The organism is Schnuerera sp. xch1 (genome assembly GCF_019931165.1).
Taxonomy (GTDB): Bacteria; Bacillota; Clostridia; order Tissierellales; family Tepidimicrobiaceae; genus JAIOUP01.
In genome coordinates, this window is record NZ_JAIOUP010000017.1 from 1 (window position 1) to 18,760 (window position 18,760).

Genomic DNA, 18,760 nt, shown 5'->3' on the forward strand with positions numbered 1-18,760 from the left:
TATATAATACAGTTGATAACAAGAACATAAAAAAGAGGCGTTTCACAACTTCTTTAGAAGTTATGAAACAGCCCCTTATTTTTTAACATACACCAATTGTTACACATAATCTGTTTGCTAAAAGCTTTATCATATAAGCATATAATGGAATATGAACAACTTGACCAATAAGTCGTCCAGGAAGAGTCACCGCAAATGGTATACTAAATAATATTTTCATAAAAAGTGGAATCAATATTATTGAAGTAATTACCTGACTAATTCCTATTGCTACAACAAGCTTCCAAAATGAAGTTTTACTGATCTTTTCGCCAAACATCCTTATAACCAACCCAGGTATAATCCCTGTCAAAGCAGCCGTGAATGTAAAATGCGGCATATATGGTCCCATTGGACTAACTATCATGCCTATTATATCCCCAAGAGCACCAACAATTCCTCCGGCTAGAGGACCAAATATAATTCCTGCAAATATTACTGGAAGGCCTCCAAAGCCTATACGCACTATTTCTGTTCCTCCACCGCCTATTCTAATACTAGCTACTCTTGTCAATACAACATTTAATGCAATTAGCAATGCATAAAAAGCGATGTTTCTCATCCTAATTTTTCTCATACAAAAAGCCTCCTTCCATAATGATATGACAGAACTGCCACATCAAGAAAGCAGACTATTAACGATGTGTCAGCGAACGCAATAGTTCAACGCAAACTTTAAACTACAAGTTTTTCGTTTAGAGGCAACGTCCCATCCTCTAACACTTAACGCAAACTATCTACTCTGTCATTAAATTTATATACAAAGTATATCTTCTTGTATATAATTATTATACTCAATATCTATAAACTATTCAACACAATTAAATTATATTGATGATAATACATCTGCTTTTGATACTATTCCTTGTAAACTTCCATCCTCTTCTAGTACCGCAATGGGGAATTTAGTTTCTGCAGCCATTGAAATTATATCACTTAACAAAGAATCTGGTGTTGTAGTATTTACATCACTTATTAAGACATCCGAAATAGTTAACCCTTCTTTGTTAGCTTTAATTGCATCATCAATAGTTACTACACCTTCAAATTTCATTTTATCTGATACTACATATGCGCTAGATACTCTATTTCTCTTCATCATATTAATAGCATAACTTGGATTATTTTTTAATCGTACAATACTATTAGGAGTAATCATTACATTTCTTACACTTATTACTTGAGTTTTATCTGCACTATCTATAAATTGTTTTACATAAGAAGTCTCAGGATTTGCACTCATTTCTTCGGGAGTATCTATTTGTATAACCTGGCCATCTTTCATTATTGCAACTCTATCTCCTAATTTAAAAGCTTCATTTATATCATGTGTTATAAATACAATAGTTTTGTCTAGCTTCTTTTGAATTGATAATAATTCAAATTGCATATCCCTTCTTACCAAAGGATCTAAAGCAGAAAAAGGTTCATCCATAAGAAGTATTTCAGGATTATTAGCCAAAGCTCTAGCAATACCAACTCTTTGTTTCATACCTCCAGAAAGACTACTAATAGGTTCATTTTCAAGTCCTTCTAATCCAACCATAGATATCATTTCTTCTGCTTTTTTATGCCTTTCATCTTTAGATATACCTTTAATCTCAAGCCCATATTCTACATTCCCAATAACATCTCTATGGGACATTAAACCAAAATTTTGAAATACCATTGAAACTTTATTTCTTCTATAATCATTTAATTCCTTTGTATTAAATTTTCCTATGTCATTACCTTCATATAGTATTTTGCCTGAAGTTGGTTTATGCAACATGTTGAAACATCTTACTAATGTAGATTTACCAGACCCTGATAAACCAATGATAACAAAAACTTCACCTTTCTTAATTTCTAATGATACATCCCAAAGCGCTATTGTAACTCCAGTCTTATCATATACTGAATCCTTATCTAATCCTTGTTTTTTTAATTTAATAGCTTTCCTTTTATCTGTACCATATAATTTAGATACATTCACAACACTTAATATATCATTCTCTTTCATCTGAATTCACCTCACTACGTTTAGCCAAACCTTGTGTAATTCTATCCAAAATTACCGCTATTATAACTACAGCTGTACCAGATATTAATCCTCGCCCTATCTCTACACGATTTACACTTAGCAATACCTCCATACCTAATCCTGTAGCACCTATCATTGAAGTGGTAACAACCATTGACATAGCCATCATTAGTGTTTGATTAACACCAGTCATTATTGTAGGTAAAGCTTGAGGCATTTGTACTTTTATTAATGATTGAAATCTTGTTGAACCAAAAGCAATAGAAGCCTCCACTACTTCCTTATCAATTTGCCTAATCCCATGACTTGTAAGTCGTATCATTGGAACAATAGCATAAATAGTTGTAGCAATTACTGCTGGTGGTTTCCCAAGTCCAAAGAATAATAACGCCGGAATTAAATATACAAATACTGGCATTGTTTGCATCGTATCCAATATAGGACGAACTATAGAATTCGCTTTATCACTAGTTGATATTAGAATACCTAATGGAAATCCTAATATTAAAGAAATAATTACTGATGCTATAACAATTGATAATGTTTCAAGCATTAAAGACCATAACCCTACTACTCCTATAAGAAATAGTAAAACACCGTATAATATTCCTTTTCCAATTTCCCCACTTAATCTCCATGCTAAGACAATTACTAATAATATCAATATGAACCAAGGAATAAAATCCAAAACACCATATAGAAAATTAACTAAACCTCCTAAAAAAGATTTTATACTACTAAAAAATGTATCATATTTTACACTAAAATCTCTTACGGATTCGTCAATAGAATTGACATCAATGGGAATTTCAAATGGAAAATCATATAAATAATCAGTATTCATTGATTCATTCGTATCTTTATTTAAATAGTCTCTCATAATTTGTGCTTCTTCAGGTTCTAACCATTCATCTAATAATTCATCATTTTCTTTTAAGAACCATTTTGCAGTTTCAATATAATCTGCTTTTGTATCTTGCATATATGCAAGCGCTTCAGATGTTAGTGCACTTGATGTCTTATAATTACTCAAAAATTCGACTATTTCTGGATTTGCTTCTGCAAAATTATTACTCGCAGCAACTGTAACTCTTACTGGTGGTAAAGCTGTTTTACCATCTTTATAAGTTTCTTCATTATATGGTTTATCTTTTAATAATACAAAATCATACTTTCCCATCAGCCAAGTAGGTTCCCAATAATATGCAACAATTGGCTCTCCACTATCATAAGCAGAAGTTATTGCAGTTGATAAAGATGCTTCAGAGCCTGGCCTAAAGTATACAAAACTCTCATCTAAACCATAATGTACGTATTTATTATACATAATCTGATCTACTTCCCAGCCAGGAATTGCACCATAAATTCTACCTTTATCTGACTCTTGATCATCTGAAAAAATTTCAGCATATTTTTTTAAATCCCATACATATTCTAGATCTGGTGCTACAGCTTCAATTCCTCGTTCAGGATCACCTTCAATAACATATCTTGGTACATAAAATCCCTGATAATTATCATTATAGTTTACACTAAGCTCTGTAAATTTATCATTTGCTAGATCTTCATAATAGGTTGGGAGATTATCTGTCCAATTCTCCATATTTACATCAATTTCCTCAGTCAATAATCCTTCATGCATTACTGTTGATGAGCCAGGTACTTCTCTCCATGAATAACCATAAACTTGTTCAGCTATAATACCTGCTACTGCATTATGAAATAATACGCTATCCCATCCAGCATTTGCAAATACAATTTCCTTATTTGAATTATCAGATGTTGTTTCTGAACATCCAATCAATATCGTAGTCATGAATATACATATCAAAATCAAACTAATTGTTTTCTTCATATGAGTCTCCTTCCTTTAAATATGCGTATATAATTCCACCGAACCTAAAATTTGCCTGTTTATTATACTACCATGTGTTTAAAAAGCTGTCAAATTAACTATTATTTAATTAAACTTTTTATATAGGCTTTAAATAAGTTAGTATTAATGTTCACATAACTTTAAAATAGAATTATTTTAATTGTATTATTTACAATTTGTTTATTAAATAACCTGATTTAAAAAAGCAATATAAAAATCACTTACTATATGTAAGTGATTCAATAAATTACGATGAGTAAATCTATAAGCCGTGTTCTGTTTTAGATGATCATCTATCTACGACTTATTGTCACCAATAAGTTCATGCGACCTACCTTTGGGACGGTAGCGGGCTACTACCTTTTTTAGTCCCTTCTTGGTCTTGCTCCGGATGGGGTTTACAGAGCCAACTAGTCACCTAGCTGCTGGTAAGCTCTTACCTCACCATTCCACCCTTACCTAATATAAAAATTAGGCGGTATATTTCTGTTGCACTATCCTTAGGGTCACCCCCACTGGACGTTATCCAGCATCCTGCCATATGGAGCACGGACTTTCCTCATGCTTATGAAGCACGCGATCATCTGATTTACTCATCTCTTTTTTTATTATTATTTAACATTATTACTATAGCATAAAAAAATCTTTATTTCAAATGCAATTTTAACCATATTAAGTAATATCTAATATCTATCTTAATAGTTAAAATATATCATATCTTCAAATAAAGAATTCTATCACAATTATCACAATGTATTATTCCATCATTATTCTCTAATTTATAAATAATATTCGAGGGTAAAAACATGTTACAGCCACTACATTTATTATCTATTACCTCTACTACAGCAACGTCCTTATTTTTTATTAACTCATTAAATTTATCAAGGACACTTTTATCAATTTTAGATGATGTTACATCAATTTCATTCTTTTCCTCAATTACTTTTTTATTAAAATCCTCAACCATCAATTTATCATCTTTCACTGTTTTAGTATATTTTTTTCTCAACTTATTAAATTCCTCTTGAATCCTTATAAATTCTTTTTTCAATTCTTCCATATTGCTCATCTGTGAAATAATCTCTGTTTCCTTATTATCAATTTCTTTTATAATATTTTTTCTTTCCTTATCAAGAAAATTTAATTGCTTTAAATCAGTTATATTTTCACTATATAAATTTTTTTCAATTTCTTTTAATTCATAATCATAATTCTTTAAGATAGAATTGTTCTTATCTAGTTTCTCCTCATTTTCTTCTATTCTATTCTCTAAATCTATTAATTTTTTTTCTGTTTTCTCTAATTTTATACCTATTTTTTTAATTTTCTCTCCATTTATGATATATTTGAGGTTATCTTTTATATTTTTTAAGTTATTATAATGTACTTGCAATTCCCATAAATCCTCTATATTAGACATTTATTCACCTCCGTAATTAAAATTAGTAAATTATATAGGGTGCACTACTTTCTTCATACAATTCTATTGCAATAGAATTTTTAGTATTTTCCTGTATATAATCTTTTATTATTGGTAATATAACTTTCTCAGTATGATAATGCCCTGCATCCACAATCGTCAGTCCTAATTCATTAGCATATTGGGCATCATGATATCTTACATCTCCAGTTATATATACATCAGCTCCTTCTAAATATGCATCATGTATAAAAGAAGATCCACTTCCTCCACATACAGCAACTTTTGTAATTTCCCCATTTGAATTTCCATATACAAATAAATGATCTAATTTTAATTTTTCCTTTATCCTATCCACAAGATTTATAAATGGTATTTTATTAACTTTACCTATTCGACCATACCCATAAATATTACCCTTATTTTTTAATGGATATATATCATATGCCACTTCATCATAAGGATGAATCTTTATTACCTCATTTAAAGTTTTAGATAAATTTTTCTTTTCTACTATGGTTTCTATCTTAGTTTCCTCTACGTCTTCTAGCTTATTAATTTTCCCTATAAAGGGAGACGTCCCATCAAGAGGCATAAATGTACCCATTCCTTCAGTATTATAGGTACAATGACTGTAATTTCCGATAAATCCTGCGCCTTCATCCCCTAGAACCTTTCTAATAATACAAGCATGAGACTTAGGAACAAAGATTACTAATTTAAATAAGGGCTCTTCATAAATAGTATTTAATGGTCTAGTATCTTTTATATCTAAAATATTAGCTAATGCATCATTTACACCATTCATTGCTAAATCCAAATTAGTATGAGCATTATATACTACTATATCTTCTCTTATTAAATCATATATTAATTTTCCCTTATAAGTAGTCCTTGTTATATTTTTTAAAGGTTTGAATATTATTGGATGATGGGTAATTATCATCTGAACTTTTTCTTTTATTGCCTTTTTTAACACTTTCTGATCTATATCTAAAGATAATAATACTTTTTCTACTTCTTTTTCTGGATTTCCTATTTGAAAACCTGTATTATCCCATTCATCAATTAAATAAGGGGGTGCCCATTTATCCATTAAATTTATTATCTTATATGCCTTCAATCTTATTCAACACTCCCTTCAATTCTTTAATATTATCCATTAATTCGTAATATCTGTCTTTACTTTTCTCAGTATCTTTATCTTGCAATTGTTGTAATATATCTTCTAATATTCCAATCTTATGATATATAAATCTTTTTAATAATGGATTTCTATTTAATATCAACTTTTCTCCTAATTCTAGATAGATATTATCTTTTAAATACATCTTCCCTTTTTTTGCATAGATTATTTCATAAAACTTATTTCCCTCTTCTACTAATTTTTCATCTATTATCTCAAATTCATTTTGATATAAATATTCCCTTAATTCTTTAGTAGCAATATTGGGTTGTAATATAAAATTAGTTATGGATTCAGCTATGTCTTTGTTTTTATTTAATATATCTTTAATGAGAATTCCACCCATTCCAGCAATTACAACTGTATCTATTTCAAAAGGTTTTATTATCTCTAAACCATCACCTAATCTAATATCCACAAAATCTTTCAAACACCTTGATTCCACAAATTGAATTATTTTATTCAATGAATTATTACTGATATCTGTTGCTATTACTTTCTTAGCTATTTTATTTTCTATTAAATAGACTGGTAAATAACCATGATCTGTTCCAATGTCTCCTACTATCGTGTTGTTAGGGATAAAATCTGCTATAGATTGTAATCTTTCTGATAATATCATTTCTCTATCCTTTCTATCAATCTTACAATTAAAGATTCGCAAATGCGAATCTTTAATTTATTCTAAAAAATCCTTTAATTTTTTACTCCTACTTGGATGTCTTAGTTTTCTTAATGCTTTTGCTTCTATCTGTCTAATTCTTTCTCTTGTAACATCAAATTCTTTACCTACTTCTTCTAAAGTTCTTGCCCTTCCATCATCTAATCCAAATCTTAACCTTAACACTTTCTGCTCTCTAGGAGTTAAACTATCTAATACTCCTATTAGTTGTTCTCTTAACATAGTAAAGGTAGCAGCATCAGCGGGTGCTAAAGCATTGTCATCTTCTATGAAATCACCAAGATGACTATCATCTTCTTCACCAATTGGAGTTTCCAATGATACAGGTTCTTGAGCAATTTTCATAATTTCTCTTACTTTATCCACTTCCATATTCATCTCATTTGCAATTTCTTCTGGTAATGGATCTCTACCTAATTCCTGTACTAATTGTCTTTGAACTCTTACTAGTTTATTTATAGTTTCAACCATATGCACTGGTATTCTAATAGTTCTAGCTTGATCAGCTATTGCCCTTGTTATAGCTTGACGTATCCACCAAGTTGCATAAGTACTAAATTTAAATCCCTTTTCATAATCAAATTTTTCAACAGCCTTCATTAGTCCTAAATTGCCTTCCTGAATCAAATCCAAAAACAACATTCCTCTACCTACATATCTTTTTGCAATACTTACTACCAATCTTAAATTTGCTTCTGCTAACTTCCTCTTTGCTAATTCATCTCCAGCTTCCATTCTTTTAGCTAAATTAACCTCTTCATCTGCTGTTAATAGCGGTATCTTTCCTATCTCTTTCAAATACATTCTCACAGGATCATCTACATTTATTCCTTTTGGTAACGAAATAGCTTTTTTGCTATTATTATCTTCATCATCATCATCATTATTATCTGTATCAAGGAGAGCAACATCATCTTTATCTCCTACTACATCTATCCCTAGATCCTCTAATCTTGTATAAATATTATCTATCTGTTCTACATCAAGATCTATTTCTTCTAATGCATCCATTATTTCCTTATAAGTTAAAATTCCTTTTTTCTTACCTTTATTAACTAAATTTTTAACTGCTGCCATTTTTTCTTTATCTATTTTTTTAACACTTTTATTCTTTTGATCCAATGTAGACCCCTCCTTTCCTAATCTTCATATACGTGATTTTAGCTCCTTGTCTAATTCTGTTAATTTCAAACATAATATCTTAAATTCATTTACATCTCCTTCATCTCTATCTTTTTTTGCTTCGATTTCTTGTATTTTTCGAATTATTTCTTTTCTTTTTACCTTTAACTTGGAATACTTAATTGTATTTATCAAATCCATTATTAATTTGTTTTTATCTTCCGATAAAAATTTAGTATCCATATTTATAATTTCATATATATATTTCATGTCAATATTATTTTCATTTTTAAGTCTATTTCTTATATTTTTTAATTCCAATTTCATAAAACAAGGGTTGTTATCATATTCATTATATATTATTCTCGCTAAAATATTATTTTCATGATTTAAAAAGTCATCTTCTTTTACATCTTTTTTAATTATATTATAATGATCTCTATTTTCAATCATTAATTTGATTAAAGTTTTTTCAGCAGTCAAGTGTGCTGACTCTAATACTGTTGTAATTGGCATTATATCATTCTTATTATATCTATTTTTACCATTAATATACTTGTCCTTATAAATTGTTGTAACAGATTTAGAATCTTTATCCAATACTTCTCTTCGTATTGCTTCTTTTGATATTCCTGTATCCATCGACACCTTATCTATATAAACATCTTTTTCGATTGGACTTTTTAATTCTCTTAAAGTCTTTGCTACTTCCTTAGTAAATTTAATTTTATCTTCATAGTTTGTTAATTCATATTTTTGCTTATTTATATAAATTCTATAATCCACATAGTTTAATGCATAATCTTCTAGCTTCTTAAATTCATCCAGTCCATTCTTTTTTATAAAATCATCAGGATCATAATTCTTTGGTAATATTATAGCTTTTGGTTTAATTCCTTCTTTTCTTAATATATTGAATGCTTTATTAGTAGCATTTATTCCTGCATTATCTGAATCAAAACAAATATATACTTGTTTTGCATATCTTTTTAAAAGCTTAGCTTGATTTTGAGTAAAGGCAGTACCAAGACTTGCAACTGCATAATTTATTCCATAATTAAATAATGAAATAACATCCATATATCCTTCAACTAAAATTATCTTCTCCCTGTTGGAATTTTTTTTGATTAGATTTAAGCCATATAGGTTATTTCCTTTTGAAAATACTAATGTATCTTTTGAATTTAAATATTTAGGAGTTTTATTATCTAGTACCCTGCCGCCAAATCCTATAACTCTATCTTTAATATCTATTATCGGATACATTATTCTATTTCTAAATTTATCATAATATCCAGTATTATTTTTTCTTTTCCCTATTAACCCTGATTTTTCTATATCTTCTTCACTATATCCTTTTTCCCTTAAATAGTTATATATGCTATCCCAGCCATCTAATGCATAACCTAGTCCAAATTTGTTGATTACTTTTTTCTCTATATTTCTATCTTTCAAATATTTTAAGGCTGCAGAAGTATTTCTTAAATTATAATAGAAAAATCTTGCTGCCTCTTTATTTATTTTATATATTTTCTCTTTCTCATTTTTAATTTTATTATCAAATTCATTACTCCCTTCCTCTATAGATATTCCTATTAGATCTGCAAGAAACTTTACAGCTTCTACAAAGGATAGATTTTCTATTTTCATAATAAATGTAATTAAATCCCCTCCTTCTCCACAGCCAAAACAATGAAATAATTGTTTTGATTCTGATACTGTAAATGAAGGAGTTTTCTCATTATGAAAAGGACATAATCCAACATAATTATTACTTGATTTTTTTAACTGTACATATCTAGATACTATATCAACTAAATCACTACTTTCATGAATCTTTTCTATCAAGTCATCATTAATTTTATATGCCATAAATTATCACCTTACTTTTGCATCCTAAAAAAAATAGGAAACACTCTACTATATTCGACAAATATTTAAAAAATCCTTCTTTTATTGATACTTTTTCCATGACTTTGGAATAAAAATTTCTTTAAATAAGTTTATAACATATCTATCAGTCATTCCCGCAATATAATCACATATTATATCTTCCTTCGTTTTCTTATTATTATAGATATTTTTATGCTCAATCGGTAATCTATCAAAATTATTCATATAATAATAAAATAATTGCTCTATTATATATTTTGCCCTATCTTCTTCTCCCTTTGCAGCTTTATTTAAATATACTCTTTCAAACATAAAATCCCTTAATTTTTCAGTATAATACCCTATCTCTACACTCATAGATATTTCATTTTTATTTAAACTGTTTTGTATAACATCAACTATCATTGTATTTATTCTTTCTCCATGATATTTACCTAAAGAATTCACGCATGTTTTTGGTAATTCTTCTTCTTTTATTATTTTAGCTCTTATAGCATCATCAATATCATGATTTATATAGGCAATTCTATCAGCTATATGAACTATATTACCTTCTAAAGTTTCAGGCTTGTCATCTCCAGTATGTTTTACAATTCCATCCCTAACTTCATATGTTAAATTTAATCCCTTTCTTCTTTCAGAATGCTCAATATAGTCTACTATTTTTAAACTCTGTTCATTATGTTTAAATCCATCAGGATGTAACTTATTTAATATAGCCTCTCCTGTATGTCCAAACGGTGTATGTCCTAAATCATGACCTAAAGCTATAGCCTCTACCAAATCTTCATTTAAATTTAATGCCCTAGCTAAAGTTCTAGATATCTGCGCAACCTCTAGGGTATGAGTTAATCTAGTTCTATAGTGGTCTCCTTCTGGTGCTATAAACACCTGTGTCTTATGTTTTAACCTTCTAAATGCTTTTGAATGAATGATTCTATCTCTATCTCTTTGATAATCAGTTCTAATATCACATTTTTCTTCTTCTATTTTTCTTCCTTTAGTATCTTGGCTTAAGGAGGCATATTTGGATAAAGTATTTTTTTCTCGTTTTTCTATTTGTTTCCTTATGTTCATAATATATACCCCTTTTTAAAAAGTAGTGTTGTTATATATATACAACATAAGTTCCTATAATCCTTCAAAATTTTTGATTTTTTCTTTAAAAGTATATATTTAATTTGCATTTGAATATGCAATTTAAAATACCATTAAAAAGAAGTGTTGTTATATCAACACTTCTATCCTAATATTTCATTTCCAAAATTGTTCTTCATACGACTGATTATTATGCCTGCAGTTTCTTCTACTGCCTTACTAGAAACATCTATTACCTTACAATTTAGTTTTTCCATTATCTTCTTAGAATATTCAAGTTCTAAATTAATTCTTTCAATACTTGCATAATTCGCATTATTGCTTAATCCTAATGATCTAAGCCTTTCCTGCCTTATTTCATTAAGTTTAAATGGATTAGCAATAAGTCCAAAAACTCTATTTGCATCTTTTTTAAACAATTCTTCAGGGGCAGCAACTTCTGGTACTAGTGGTACATTGGCTACTTTAAAATATTTATGAGCTAAATACATACTTAAAGGAGTTTTAGATGTTCTAGATACTCCAACTAATACTATATCAGCCTTTTTTATTCCTCTCGTATCTTTCCCATCATCATATCTTACTGCAAATTCAACAGCTTCAACTTTACGAAAATATTTCTCATCAAGTTTTCTTATAAGCCCTGATTCTCTTTTTGGCTCATATCCTAATACATTTTCCAGAGCATCCAAAGTTGGGGACATTAAATCTACTACAGGAATATTAAATTTATTTCCCATATTCATTATAAATTTTCTAAGCTTTTCAATTACTACTGTATATATTATTATACTTCTTTCACTTTTAGCTTCCTCAAACACTTCTACTATATGCTCTTCATCTGTAATATATGGAAATCTTCGTATTTCATATTTTTCTGGATTAAACTGGCTTACTGATGCTTTGGCTACTTGCTCTCCTGTTTCTCCAATAGAATCTGATAGTACGTATATAGTTATATTATTATCCATAACTTACCCCCTATTCATTATTCCCAAGTTCAACAAAAAGTCTGGTGATAGTAGTTTTTGTAACTCTTCCAACCAACTCATATGCTTTACTACCATTTTCCAATTCAACTTCCTGTACCACTGGAAGACTATCTATTTCATGATCAATTAATTTTATAGCTGCATCTAAAATACTTTCCTCTGGAGTAGTCATTATTATATTTGGCATTCGTGTCATAATTACAGCTATAGGTGCATTATTAAGATTAATACCCCCTATAGCATTCTTCAAAAAATCTTTTCTTGACACAACTCCAGATAAAAATCCATTAGAGGTAACAAAAATAGTACTAGTATCTTCTAAAAACATAGTTACAATCCCATCATATATGCTAGTCTGCTCATCCACGATAATAGGAACTGATTTTCTATCTGCTACTTTAATTTCTTTGATCTTTTCCGATATAAAGCCAAATGTTGTTTTGCCAGTATAAAAATATCCTACCTTTGGTCTAGCATCTAATATTCCTGACATAGTTAATATAGCTAAATCTGGTCTAAGGGTGGCTCTAGTTAATTTTAATCTATTAGCTATTTTTTCACTAGTAATTGGTTGGCTTGATTTAACAATATCAATAATCTTTTCTTGTCTCTCACTTAGTTGAATTCCAATCACCCCTTTATTTTTAGAACATAAGCCCATTGAGATAAGCTTATTTAACTAATTTCGATAAGTTGCATATCATAAGCATATTTTCTGCTATTTTTCTTAGAAGGTTTAATCTATTTTCTCTTAATTTATCATCTTCAACCATTACCATTACATGATCAAAGAATCTATCAACTATATCTTTTAAAGCTATAAATTGTTCTAATGCTTTATCATATTCCTTTTTGTTTATCCAACTTGAGACTTTCTCTCTAACTTCAATAAAAGTTTCGTATAATTCTATTTCTTCTTCTTCGATTAATAAATCTTTTTTTACATTCGCAGAACTAGCTTTTTCAGCTAAACTCATAACTCTATTAAAAGTTGTTAATACTTCAGATAATCCATTTATATCAAGATATTTATTTAATTTTTCAACTCTAATTTTTAAATCATAAAAATCATCAATACCTGTATTTACAACTGCATCAATTATGTCAAACCTTATTCCCATATCACTAAATATATTTTTTATTCTTCCATAGAAGAATTCTATAATTTCCATTTTAACATTTTTATAATCAAACACAAGCCCTTGTTTTTCAACATATATATATAGGGCATATTCAACTATATCTTGTAAACTTAATTTTAGTTTTTTATTTAAAATTATGTTAATAACACCTAAAGCCTGCCTTCTTAATCCATAAGGATCCTGTGATCCTGTTGGTTGTATCCCTATTGCAAAAGAACCTACTATAGAATCAATTTTATCTGCAATACTTAAAATAGATCCTGCAGTAGTCGTTGGTAAATTATCTCCTGCAAATTTAGGCAAATATTGCTCATATATGGCAGTACTTACAATTTCATTTTCTCCAGATTGCTTCGCATATTCCATTCCCATTTTCCCTTGTAATTCCGTAAATTCATCGACCATTTTAGTGACTAAATCTGCTTTTGAAAGGTATGCTGCTCTTTCTATGTTTTTTTGTGTCTCTTCTCCAACTTCTAGATAATCACCAATTTTCTTTGATAATTCTTGAATTCTTACGGTTTTATCATAGATATCGCCAAGACCTTCTTGGTATACAATACTTTTTAAATTATCAACATAGCTCTCCAAGGGAATTTTTATATCGTCATAGTAGAAAAATTTTGCATCTTCAAGTCTAGCACCTAATACTTTTTCATTTCCTCTTATTACTGTTTCAATATAATCTTTATTACCATTTCTAACAGTAATAAAATAAGGCAATAGCCTATTGTTGTCATCTACAACAGGGAAATATCTAAGATGTTCTTTCATTGGTGTTATTATTACATCTTTAGGTAATCTTAAGTATTCTTCTTTTATTTTCCCAATAATTGGCGTTGGATATTCAACAATATATGTTACCTCTTTTAGTAATTCTTCATCAAATAAAACAGTTCCTCCCTTTTCTTTAGCCAATCTTTTCGAACCATATTGTATAATATCTCTTCGTTTATTTTGATCAACTATAACATAATTCTCCTCTAATTTAACAAAATAATCATCCACGGAATCTATTCTAATTTCTTTTTCTCCTAAAAATCTATGCCCTGTAGTGATATTCCCTAATTTTATGCCTTCTAAATCAAATGATACAACTTTTTCATTTAGCATAGATACAATCCATCTTATAGGTCTTGCAAACCTTAAATCCTTTTCTCCCCATTTCATGGATTTAGGAAAAACTATTGATTTTATTATATCTGCCATATTTTCTGATAATACAGTTGAAGTTTCCTCGCCTTGTTTTATAACATTAGCATATATATACTCTTCTCCATTATATTTATCGATAAAGATTTGTTCTATTTTGATATTATGACCTCTCATAAAGCCTTCTAAGGCTTTTGTAGGATTGCCTTCATCATCATAGGCAATCTTCTTTGATGGTCCTTTAACTGTTTCTTCTAGTGTTAACTGTTTTTCACTCAATTCGTTTACTACCATGACTAACCTTCTTGGCGTAGCATAGGTTTCTATATTTTCATATTTTATTCTTTTAATTTCTAATACACTTTTAATTTTAGTTTTCAATTGATTTAAAGCATCGTCTATAAATCTTGCTGGAAGTTCTTCTACACCTATTTCTAATAGATATTTGTTGCTCATATTACATACCCCCCTTCGTTAGAGGAAATCCTTGTTTATCTCTTTGTTCAATATATTTAGATGCAACTAATTTTGCTAAATTTCTAACTCTACTAATATAATGAGTTCTCTGAGTTACACTTATTGCTCCCCTTGCATCTAACACATTAAATGTATGAGAACATTTTAATACATAATCATAACTTGGTAAAACCAATCCTTCTTCTAATCCATTTTTAGCTTCTTCCTCATATATATTAAATAAATGCTTCAAAGTCTCTATATTTGCTTTCTCAAAACTATATACTGAATGTTCATATTCTGCATTTTCAAAGATATCTCCATAAGTTAAATTCTCATTCCACTTTATGTCAAATATATTATCTACATCTTGAAGATACATTGCAATTCTTTCAAGTCCATAGGTTAACTCTGCAGATTCTAGGTCGCAGTTAATACTACCTACCTGTTGGAAATATGTAAACTGGGTAATTTCCATTCCATCAAGCCATACTTCCCAACCTAATCCCCAAGCACCTAAAGTTGGAGCTTCCCAATTATCTTCAACAAATCTGATATCATGTTTCAATGGGTCTATACCTATGGCTTTTAAACTTTCCAAATAAATATCTTGTACATCTTCTGGTGAAGGTTTCAAAATCACCTGAAGTTGATGGTGTTGATACACTCTATTAGGATTTTCACCATATCTAGCATCTGCTGGCCTTCTTGATGGTTCAACATAAACTACTCTCCAAGGCTCTGGCCCTAAAGATCTTAGAAATGTATGAGGACTCATTGTCCCAGCTCCTTTTTCTACATCATATGGCTCTAAAATTATACATTCTTTCTCTCCCCAAAATCCAAGTAATTTCAGCATCAAATCCTGAAAGTACATATATAAACCTCCTTACTTTTTATGTGTAAACAAACAAAAACCTTTACATCCCTATAGGGACGAAAGGTTACTTCCGCGGTTCCACCCTATTTAATACCTAGACGGCATTCTCTTTTAAATATGCTCAGAAGCGCCTTCCATCAATACTATTATACTAGACTCTCACCATCTCTAGTTCGCTTTGATATATATATTGAATTCTCTCTCCATCATAGCATACTTAATAAAACTTTTCTATATAGGTATTAATTTAACAAAAAATTCAAACCTTGTCAATACAATAATCGATTAATAAAAGAATTATACTAGTCTATCTGTTTTGATATCAAATCGTTTATATTTATTATTTCTCCATCTTCTTTTAAGATTTCGATTGTACATTTAGATAAAAGAGCACTACCTAATCCTACTAATACTAAAGGAGCCGAAATGACTGTACCTAGGGCTGCTGCAGTTATAGGTATATTCATTATCTTTTCCCCATCTTTTGTTACAGTAATCTTTGTAACATTTCCTTTTCTTAAAACTTCCTTTACCTTATCAATCATCTCTTGTCCTCTATCAGATATATCATCGGTCCAATTAGTCTCATGTGTTTCTATATAGACAATAGCCTCCAATACATCGCCATTTGTCTTTTCTAAAGCTTTTTTAGCTTCTTCAAAAGTCACATTTGTTCTTGCAACTACACTGTCAACTTTCTCTAATGTAATATCCATTTATATCCCTCCATCATTATTTCTCATTGATTCCAACATATTTAATGAATTAAACTGATTTCTTTCTATCTTATTTAATATGTATTTTACCATGATCTTATGCAGTTTAAACATAGTATCTACTGGAATTTTTATTGTAGATAATCTATCTAAGGAAGTATATAACAATCTTTCAATTGCTTTATGCATTTTGAAATCCATATTTTCACAGTAAGGTTCTATAGGCGCACAATTAGAACAAACTATTCCTCCTTGATTTATACTAAACTTAAAATGTTTTAAATCCTTATTCCCACAAATTACACAACCTTCTAAAAATGGTTTGTAGCCTAAAAATGAAATATATTTTATTTCGTAAGCTAATATAAATTTTATAAAATCTTTTTGCAAACTTGATAGAACAGTCAATCCTTTTTTTAATAATAAGAACAATTTTTCATTTTCTTCCCCTTCTAAAGTTGAAACTTCCGTTAATTCCAATAAATAAGAACCATACATTACTCTATTAATGTTTTCTCTAATAGAATAAAATGAATCTATTATGTCAGCTTGATTTATATAATAAAAATTTCTACCTTTGAAAAAATAATAAGAATTGTAAGAAAAAGGTTGAGTATTACTTATCAGTTGACTTTTCGGTCTATAAGCTCCTCTTGCCATAGCGTGAATTTTTCCATGTTTCTTAGTTAATATGGTCAATATTTTACTAGTTTCTTTGAAACGCAACTCTTTTAAAACTATTCCTTCTGTTTTAGTATACATGATAATGCAACCTTTCTACTTATATCCAAAATATTTAACTTTGTTTTCTTTTTCCCTCCAATTTTTTTCTACCTTTATCCATAATTGAAGGTTAATTTGACTACCTAACAACTTTTCTATATCCAATCTTGCACTTTTCCCAATTTTTTTTAACATCTTTCCATGTTTTCCTATAATTATGCCTTTATGAGATTTCTTCTCACAATATATTACAGCATGTACGTCAATTAAGTCTTTTTCTTCCCTCGTATTTATTTGTTCTATATCCACAAAAATACCATGTGGAACTTCTTCTTGTAAATTTTCCAAAGCTTTTTCTCGTATTATTTCAGATATTATAAAACGTTCTGGCTGGTCTGTAATCATATTTTCAGGAAAATATTGAGGACCTTCAGGTAAAAGTTCTTCTATAGCATCTAAATATGTTTCTATATTTTCTCCATTGATTGCCGATATAGGGATAATATGTTGAAACATATTTATCTTTTTATACATATCAATTAATTGATTAACCTCTTTCTTACTTATCCTATCGATCTTGTTTATAATAAGGATTATTGGTGTCTTTATTCCTTTTAACTCTTCTATAATATAATTATCAAGTTTACCAATTTTAATACTTTCATCTACTATAAATGTAATTATATCAACTTCTTCTAGGGTTGTTTTTGAAATTTTAAGCATGTACTCACCTAGTTTATTTTTTGGCATTTGAATTCCTGGTGTGTCTAAAAATACAACTTGATATTCTGGTTTAGTATATACAAGCTGAATTTTATTCCTGGTGGTTTGAGGTTTATCTGATATAATCGATATCTTTTCTCCAATTATTTTATTTAAAAGTGTAGATTTTCCTACATTAGGTCTACCTATAACAGTTACAAATCCTGATTTATACATTTCTACGCTCCTTATCTTCATCTAAATTTTCTGGTCCAAAACTGAAAGGTAACAATTCATCTAATCTATACTCTCTATAATCTTCTTCTGAATTAGCAATTATTATTATAGCATCTTTTCCAAATTCCCTTATCACCTGTCTGCATACTCCACATGGATATGTAAAATCTGAATCTCCTACAACAGCTATAGCCTTTATGTTTCTATAGCCTTCTGATACAGCCTTAAATATAGCTGTTCTTTCTGCACATAAAGTTGGCGAATATGAAGCTATCTCAATATTACATCCGGTAAATATTTTATCGTCTTCTGTCAATAAAGCAGCACCTACTCTAAATTTTGAATATGGAACATACGCTTTCTTTTGTGCTATTAGTGCTTCGCTTATTAACTTCTTTTTATCCATTATTAATACTCC

At 29.1% G+C, this 18,760-nt stretch carries 17 protein-coding genes, 1 other RNA gene and 1 riboswitch; all 18 genes read right to left on the reverse strand.

Annotation, left to right across the window (positions count from 1 at the left end; genetic code table 11):
- Window positions 1-82: 82 nt before the first annotated feature.
- A complete protein-coding gene (locus K8M07_RS10685) occupies window positions 83-616 on the reverse strand; it encodes a folate family ECF transporter S component (protein ID WP_223378716.1) in 534 nt (177 codons plus the stop codon).
- A gap of 68 nt (window positions 617-684) precedes the next feature.
- Window positions 685-786: riboswitch (THF riboswitch) on the reverse strand.
- Between the two features lie 79 nt (window positions 787-865).
- Complete coding sequence (locus K8M07_RS10690; protein WP_223378718.1) at window positions 866-2,041, reverse strand: glycine betaine/L-proline ABC transporter ATP-binding protein; 1,176 nt, start codon at window positions 2,039-2,041, stop codon at window positions 866-868.
- A complete protein-coding gene (locus K8M07_RS10695) occupies window positions 2,028-3,917 on the reverse strand; it encodes a glycine betaine ABC transporter substrate-binding protein (RefSeq protein WP_223378720.1) in 1,890 nt (629 codons plus the stop codon). The genes K8M07_RS10690 and K8M07_RS10695 overlap by 14 nt, the downstream gene beginning before the upstream one ends.
- Before the next feature lie 270 nt (window positions 3,918-4,187).
- An RNA gene (rnpB, locus tag K8M07_RS10700) (RNase P RNA component class A) lies at window positions 4,188-4,534 on the reverse strand.
- Window positions 4,535-4,650: 116 nt separating this feature from the next.
- A complete protein-coding gene (locus K8M07_RS10705) occupies window positions 4,651-5,361 on the reverse strand; it encodes a zinc ribbon domain-containing protein (protein WP_223378722.1) in 711 nt (236 codons plus the stop codon).
- Between the two features lie 22 nt (window positions 5,362-5,383).
- Window positions 5,384-6,484, reverse strand: a complete 1,101-nt coding sequence (locus K8M07_RS10710) for a Nif3-like dinuclear metal center hexameric protein (protein WP_223378731.1) — start codon at window positions 6,482-6,484, stop codon at window positions 5,384-5,386.
- The gene (locus K8M07_RS10715; protein WP_223378732.1) at window positions 6,471-7,169 is read right to left on the reverse strand and encodes a tRNA (adenine(22)-N(1))-methyltransferase; all 699 of its coding nucleotides are present in this window, start codon (window positions 7,167-7,169) and stop codon (window positions 6,471-6,473) included. The genes K8M07_RS10710 and K8M07_RS10715 overlap by 14 nt, the downstream gene beginning before the upstream one ends.
- 57 nt (window positions 7,170-7,226) lie before the next feature.
- Complete coding sequence (gene rpoD, locus K8M07_RS10720) at window positions 7,227-8,306, reverse strand: RNA polymerase sigma factor RpoD (protein WP_411741971.1); 1,080 nt, start codon at window positions 8,304-8,306, stop codon at window positions 7,227-7,229.
- Between the two features lie 69 nt (window positions 8,307-8,375).
- Window positions 8,376-10,223, reverse strand: coding sequence for a DNA primase (gene dnaG / locus K8M07_RS10725; protein ID WP_223378734.1), 1,848 nt, complete (start codon window positions 10,221-10,223; stop codon window positions 8,376-8,378).
- 81 nt (window positions 10,224-10,304) lie between these two features.
- Window positions 10,305-11,321 (reverse strand): deoxyguanosinetriphosphate triphosphohydrolase, encoded by a 1,017-nt coding sequence (locus K8M07_RS10730; RefSeq protein WP_223378735.1) that lies wholly within the window; start codon window positions 11,319-11,321, stop codon window positions 10,305-10,307.
- 164 nt (window positions 11,322-11,485) lie between these two features.
- Complete coding sequence (locus K8M07_RS10735; protein ID WP_223378736.1) at window positions 11,486-12,313, reverse strand: pyruvate, water dikinase regulatory protein; 828 nt, start codon at window positions 12,311-12,313, stop codon at window positions 11,486-11,488.
- A gap of 10 nt (window positions 12,314-12,323) precedes the next feature.
- A complete protein-coding gene (locus tag K8M07_RS10740; protein ID WP_223378737.1) occupies window positions 12,324-12,968 on the reverse strand; it encodes a helix-turn-helix transcriptional regulator in 645 nt (214 codons plus the stop codon).
- 37 nt (window positions 12,969-13,005) lie between these two features.
- Entirely contained in the window at window positions 13,006-15,084 is a 2,079-nt protein-coding gene (gene glyS, locus K8M07_RS10745) for a glycine--tRNA ligase subunit beta (protein WP_223378738.1), read from the reverse strand.
- Between the two features lies 1 nt (window position 15,085).
- Window positions 15,086-15,961, reverse strand: a complete 876-nt coding sequence (gene glyQ / locus K8M07_RS10750) for a glycine--tRNA ligase subunit alpha (protein ID WP_223378739.1) — start codon at window positions 15,959-15,961, stop codon at window positions 15,086-15,088.
- A 305-nt stretch (window positions 15,962-16,266) separates the two neighbouring features.
- A complete protein-coding gene (locus K8M07_RS10755; protein WP_223378740.1) occupies window positions 16,267-16,680 on the reverse strand; it encodes a DUF4342 domain-containing protein in 414 nt (137 codons plus the stop codon).
- Entirely contained in the window at window positions 16,681-17,442 is a 762-nt protein-coding gene (gene recO / locus K8M07_RS10760) for a DNA repair protein RecO (protein WP_223378741.1), read from the reverse strand. It abuts the gene before it with no gap.
- 15 nt (window positions 17,443-17,457) lie between these two features.
- Complete coding sequence (gene era / locus K8M07_RS10765; protein ID WP_223378742.1) at window positions 17,458-18,342, reverse strand: GTPase Era; 885 nt, start codon at window positions 18,340-18,342, stop codon at window positions 17,458-17,460.
- A complete protein-coding gene (locus K8M07_RS10770; RefSeq protein ID WP_223378743.1) occupies window positions 18,335-18,748 on the reverse strand; it encodes a cytidine deaminase in 414 nt (137 codons plus the stop codon). Before K8M07_RS10770 ends, era begins: the two co-directional genes overlap by 8 nt.
- Between the last annotated feature and the right edge of the window lie 12 nt (window positions 18,749-18,760).

Bases quoted from the DNA above. Each gene is read 5' to 3' on its own strand.
- K8M07_RS10685 (WP_223378716.1), bottom strand. From the start codon at position 616: ATGAGAAAAATTAGGATGAGAAACATCGCTTTTTATGCATTGCTAATT.
- K8M07_RS10690 (WP_223378718.1), bottom strand. From the start codon at position 2,041: ATGAAAGAGAATGATATATTAAGTGTTGTGAATGTATCTAAATTATAT.
- K8M07_RS10695 (WP_223378720.1), bottom strand. From the start codon at position 3,917: ATGAAGAAAACAATTAGTTTGATTTTGATATGTATATTCATGACTACG.
- K8M07_RS10705 (WP_223378722.1), bottom strand. From the start codon at position 5,361: ATGTCTAATATAGAGGATTTATGGGAATTGCAAGTACATTATAATAAC.
- K8M07_RS10715 (WP_223378732.1), bottom strand. From the start codon at position 7,169: ATGATATTATCAGAAAGATTACAATCTATAGCAGATTTTATCCCTAAC.
- rpoD (WP_411741971.1), bottom strand. From the start codon at position 8,306: ATGGCAGCAGTTAAAAATTTAGTTAATAAAGGTAAGAAAAAAGGAATT.
- dnaG (WP_223378734.1), bottom strand. From the start codon at position 10,223: ATGGCATATAAAATTAATGATGACTTGATAGAAAAGATTCATGAAAGT.
- K8M07_RS10730 (WP_223378735.1), bottom strand. From the start codon at position 11,321: ATGAACATAAGGAAACAAATAGAAAAACGAGAAAAAAATACTTTATCC.
- K8M07_RS10735 (WP_223378736.1), bottom strand. From the start codon at position 12,313: ATGGATAATAATATAACTATATACGTACTATCAGATTCTATTGGAGAA.
- glyS (WP_223378738.1), bottom strand. From the start codon at position 15,084: ATGAGCAACAAATATCTATTAGAAATAGGTGTAGAAGAACTTCCAGCA.
- glyQ (WP_223378739.1), bottom strand. From the start codon at position 15,961: ATGTACTTTCAGGATTTGATGCTGAAATTACTTGGATTTTGGGGAGAG.
- K8M07_RS10755 (WP_223378740.1), bottom strand. From the start codon at position 16,680: ATGGATATTACATTAGAGAAAGTTGACAGTGTAGTTGCAAGAACAAAT.
- recO (WP_223378741.1), bottom strand. From the start codon at position 17,442: ATGTATACTAAAACAGAAGGAATAGTTTTAAAAGAGTTGCGTTTCAAA.
- era (WP_223378742.1), bottom strand. From the start codon at position 18,342: ATGTATAAATCAGGATTTGTAACTGTTATAGGTAGACCTAATGTAGGA.
- K8M07_RS10770 (WP_223378743.1), bottom strand. From the start codon at position 18,748: ATGGATAAAAAGAAGTTAATAAGCGAAGCACTAATAGCACAAAAGAAA.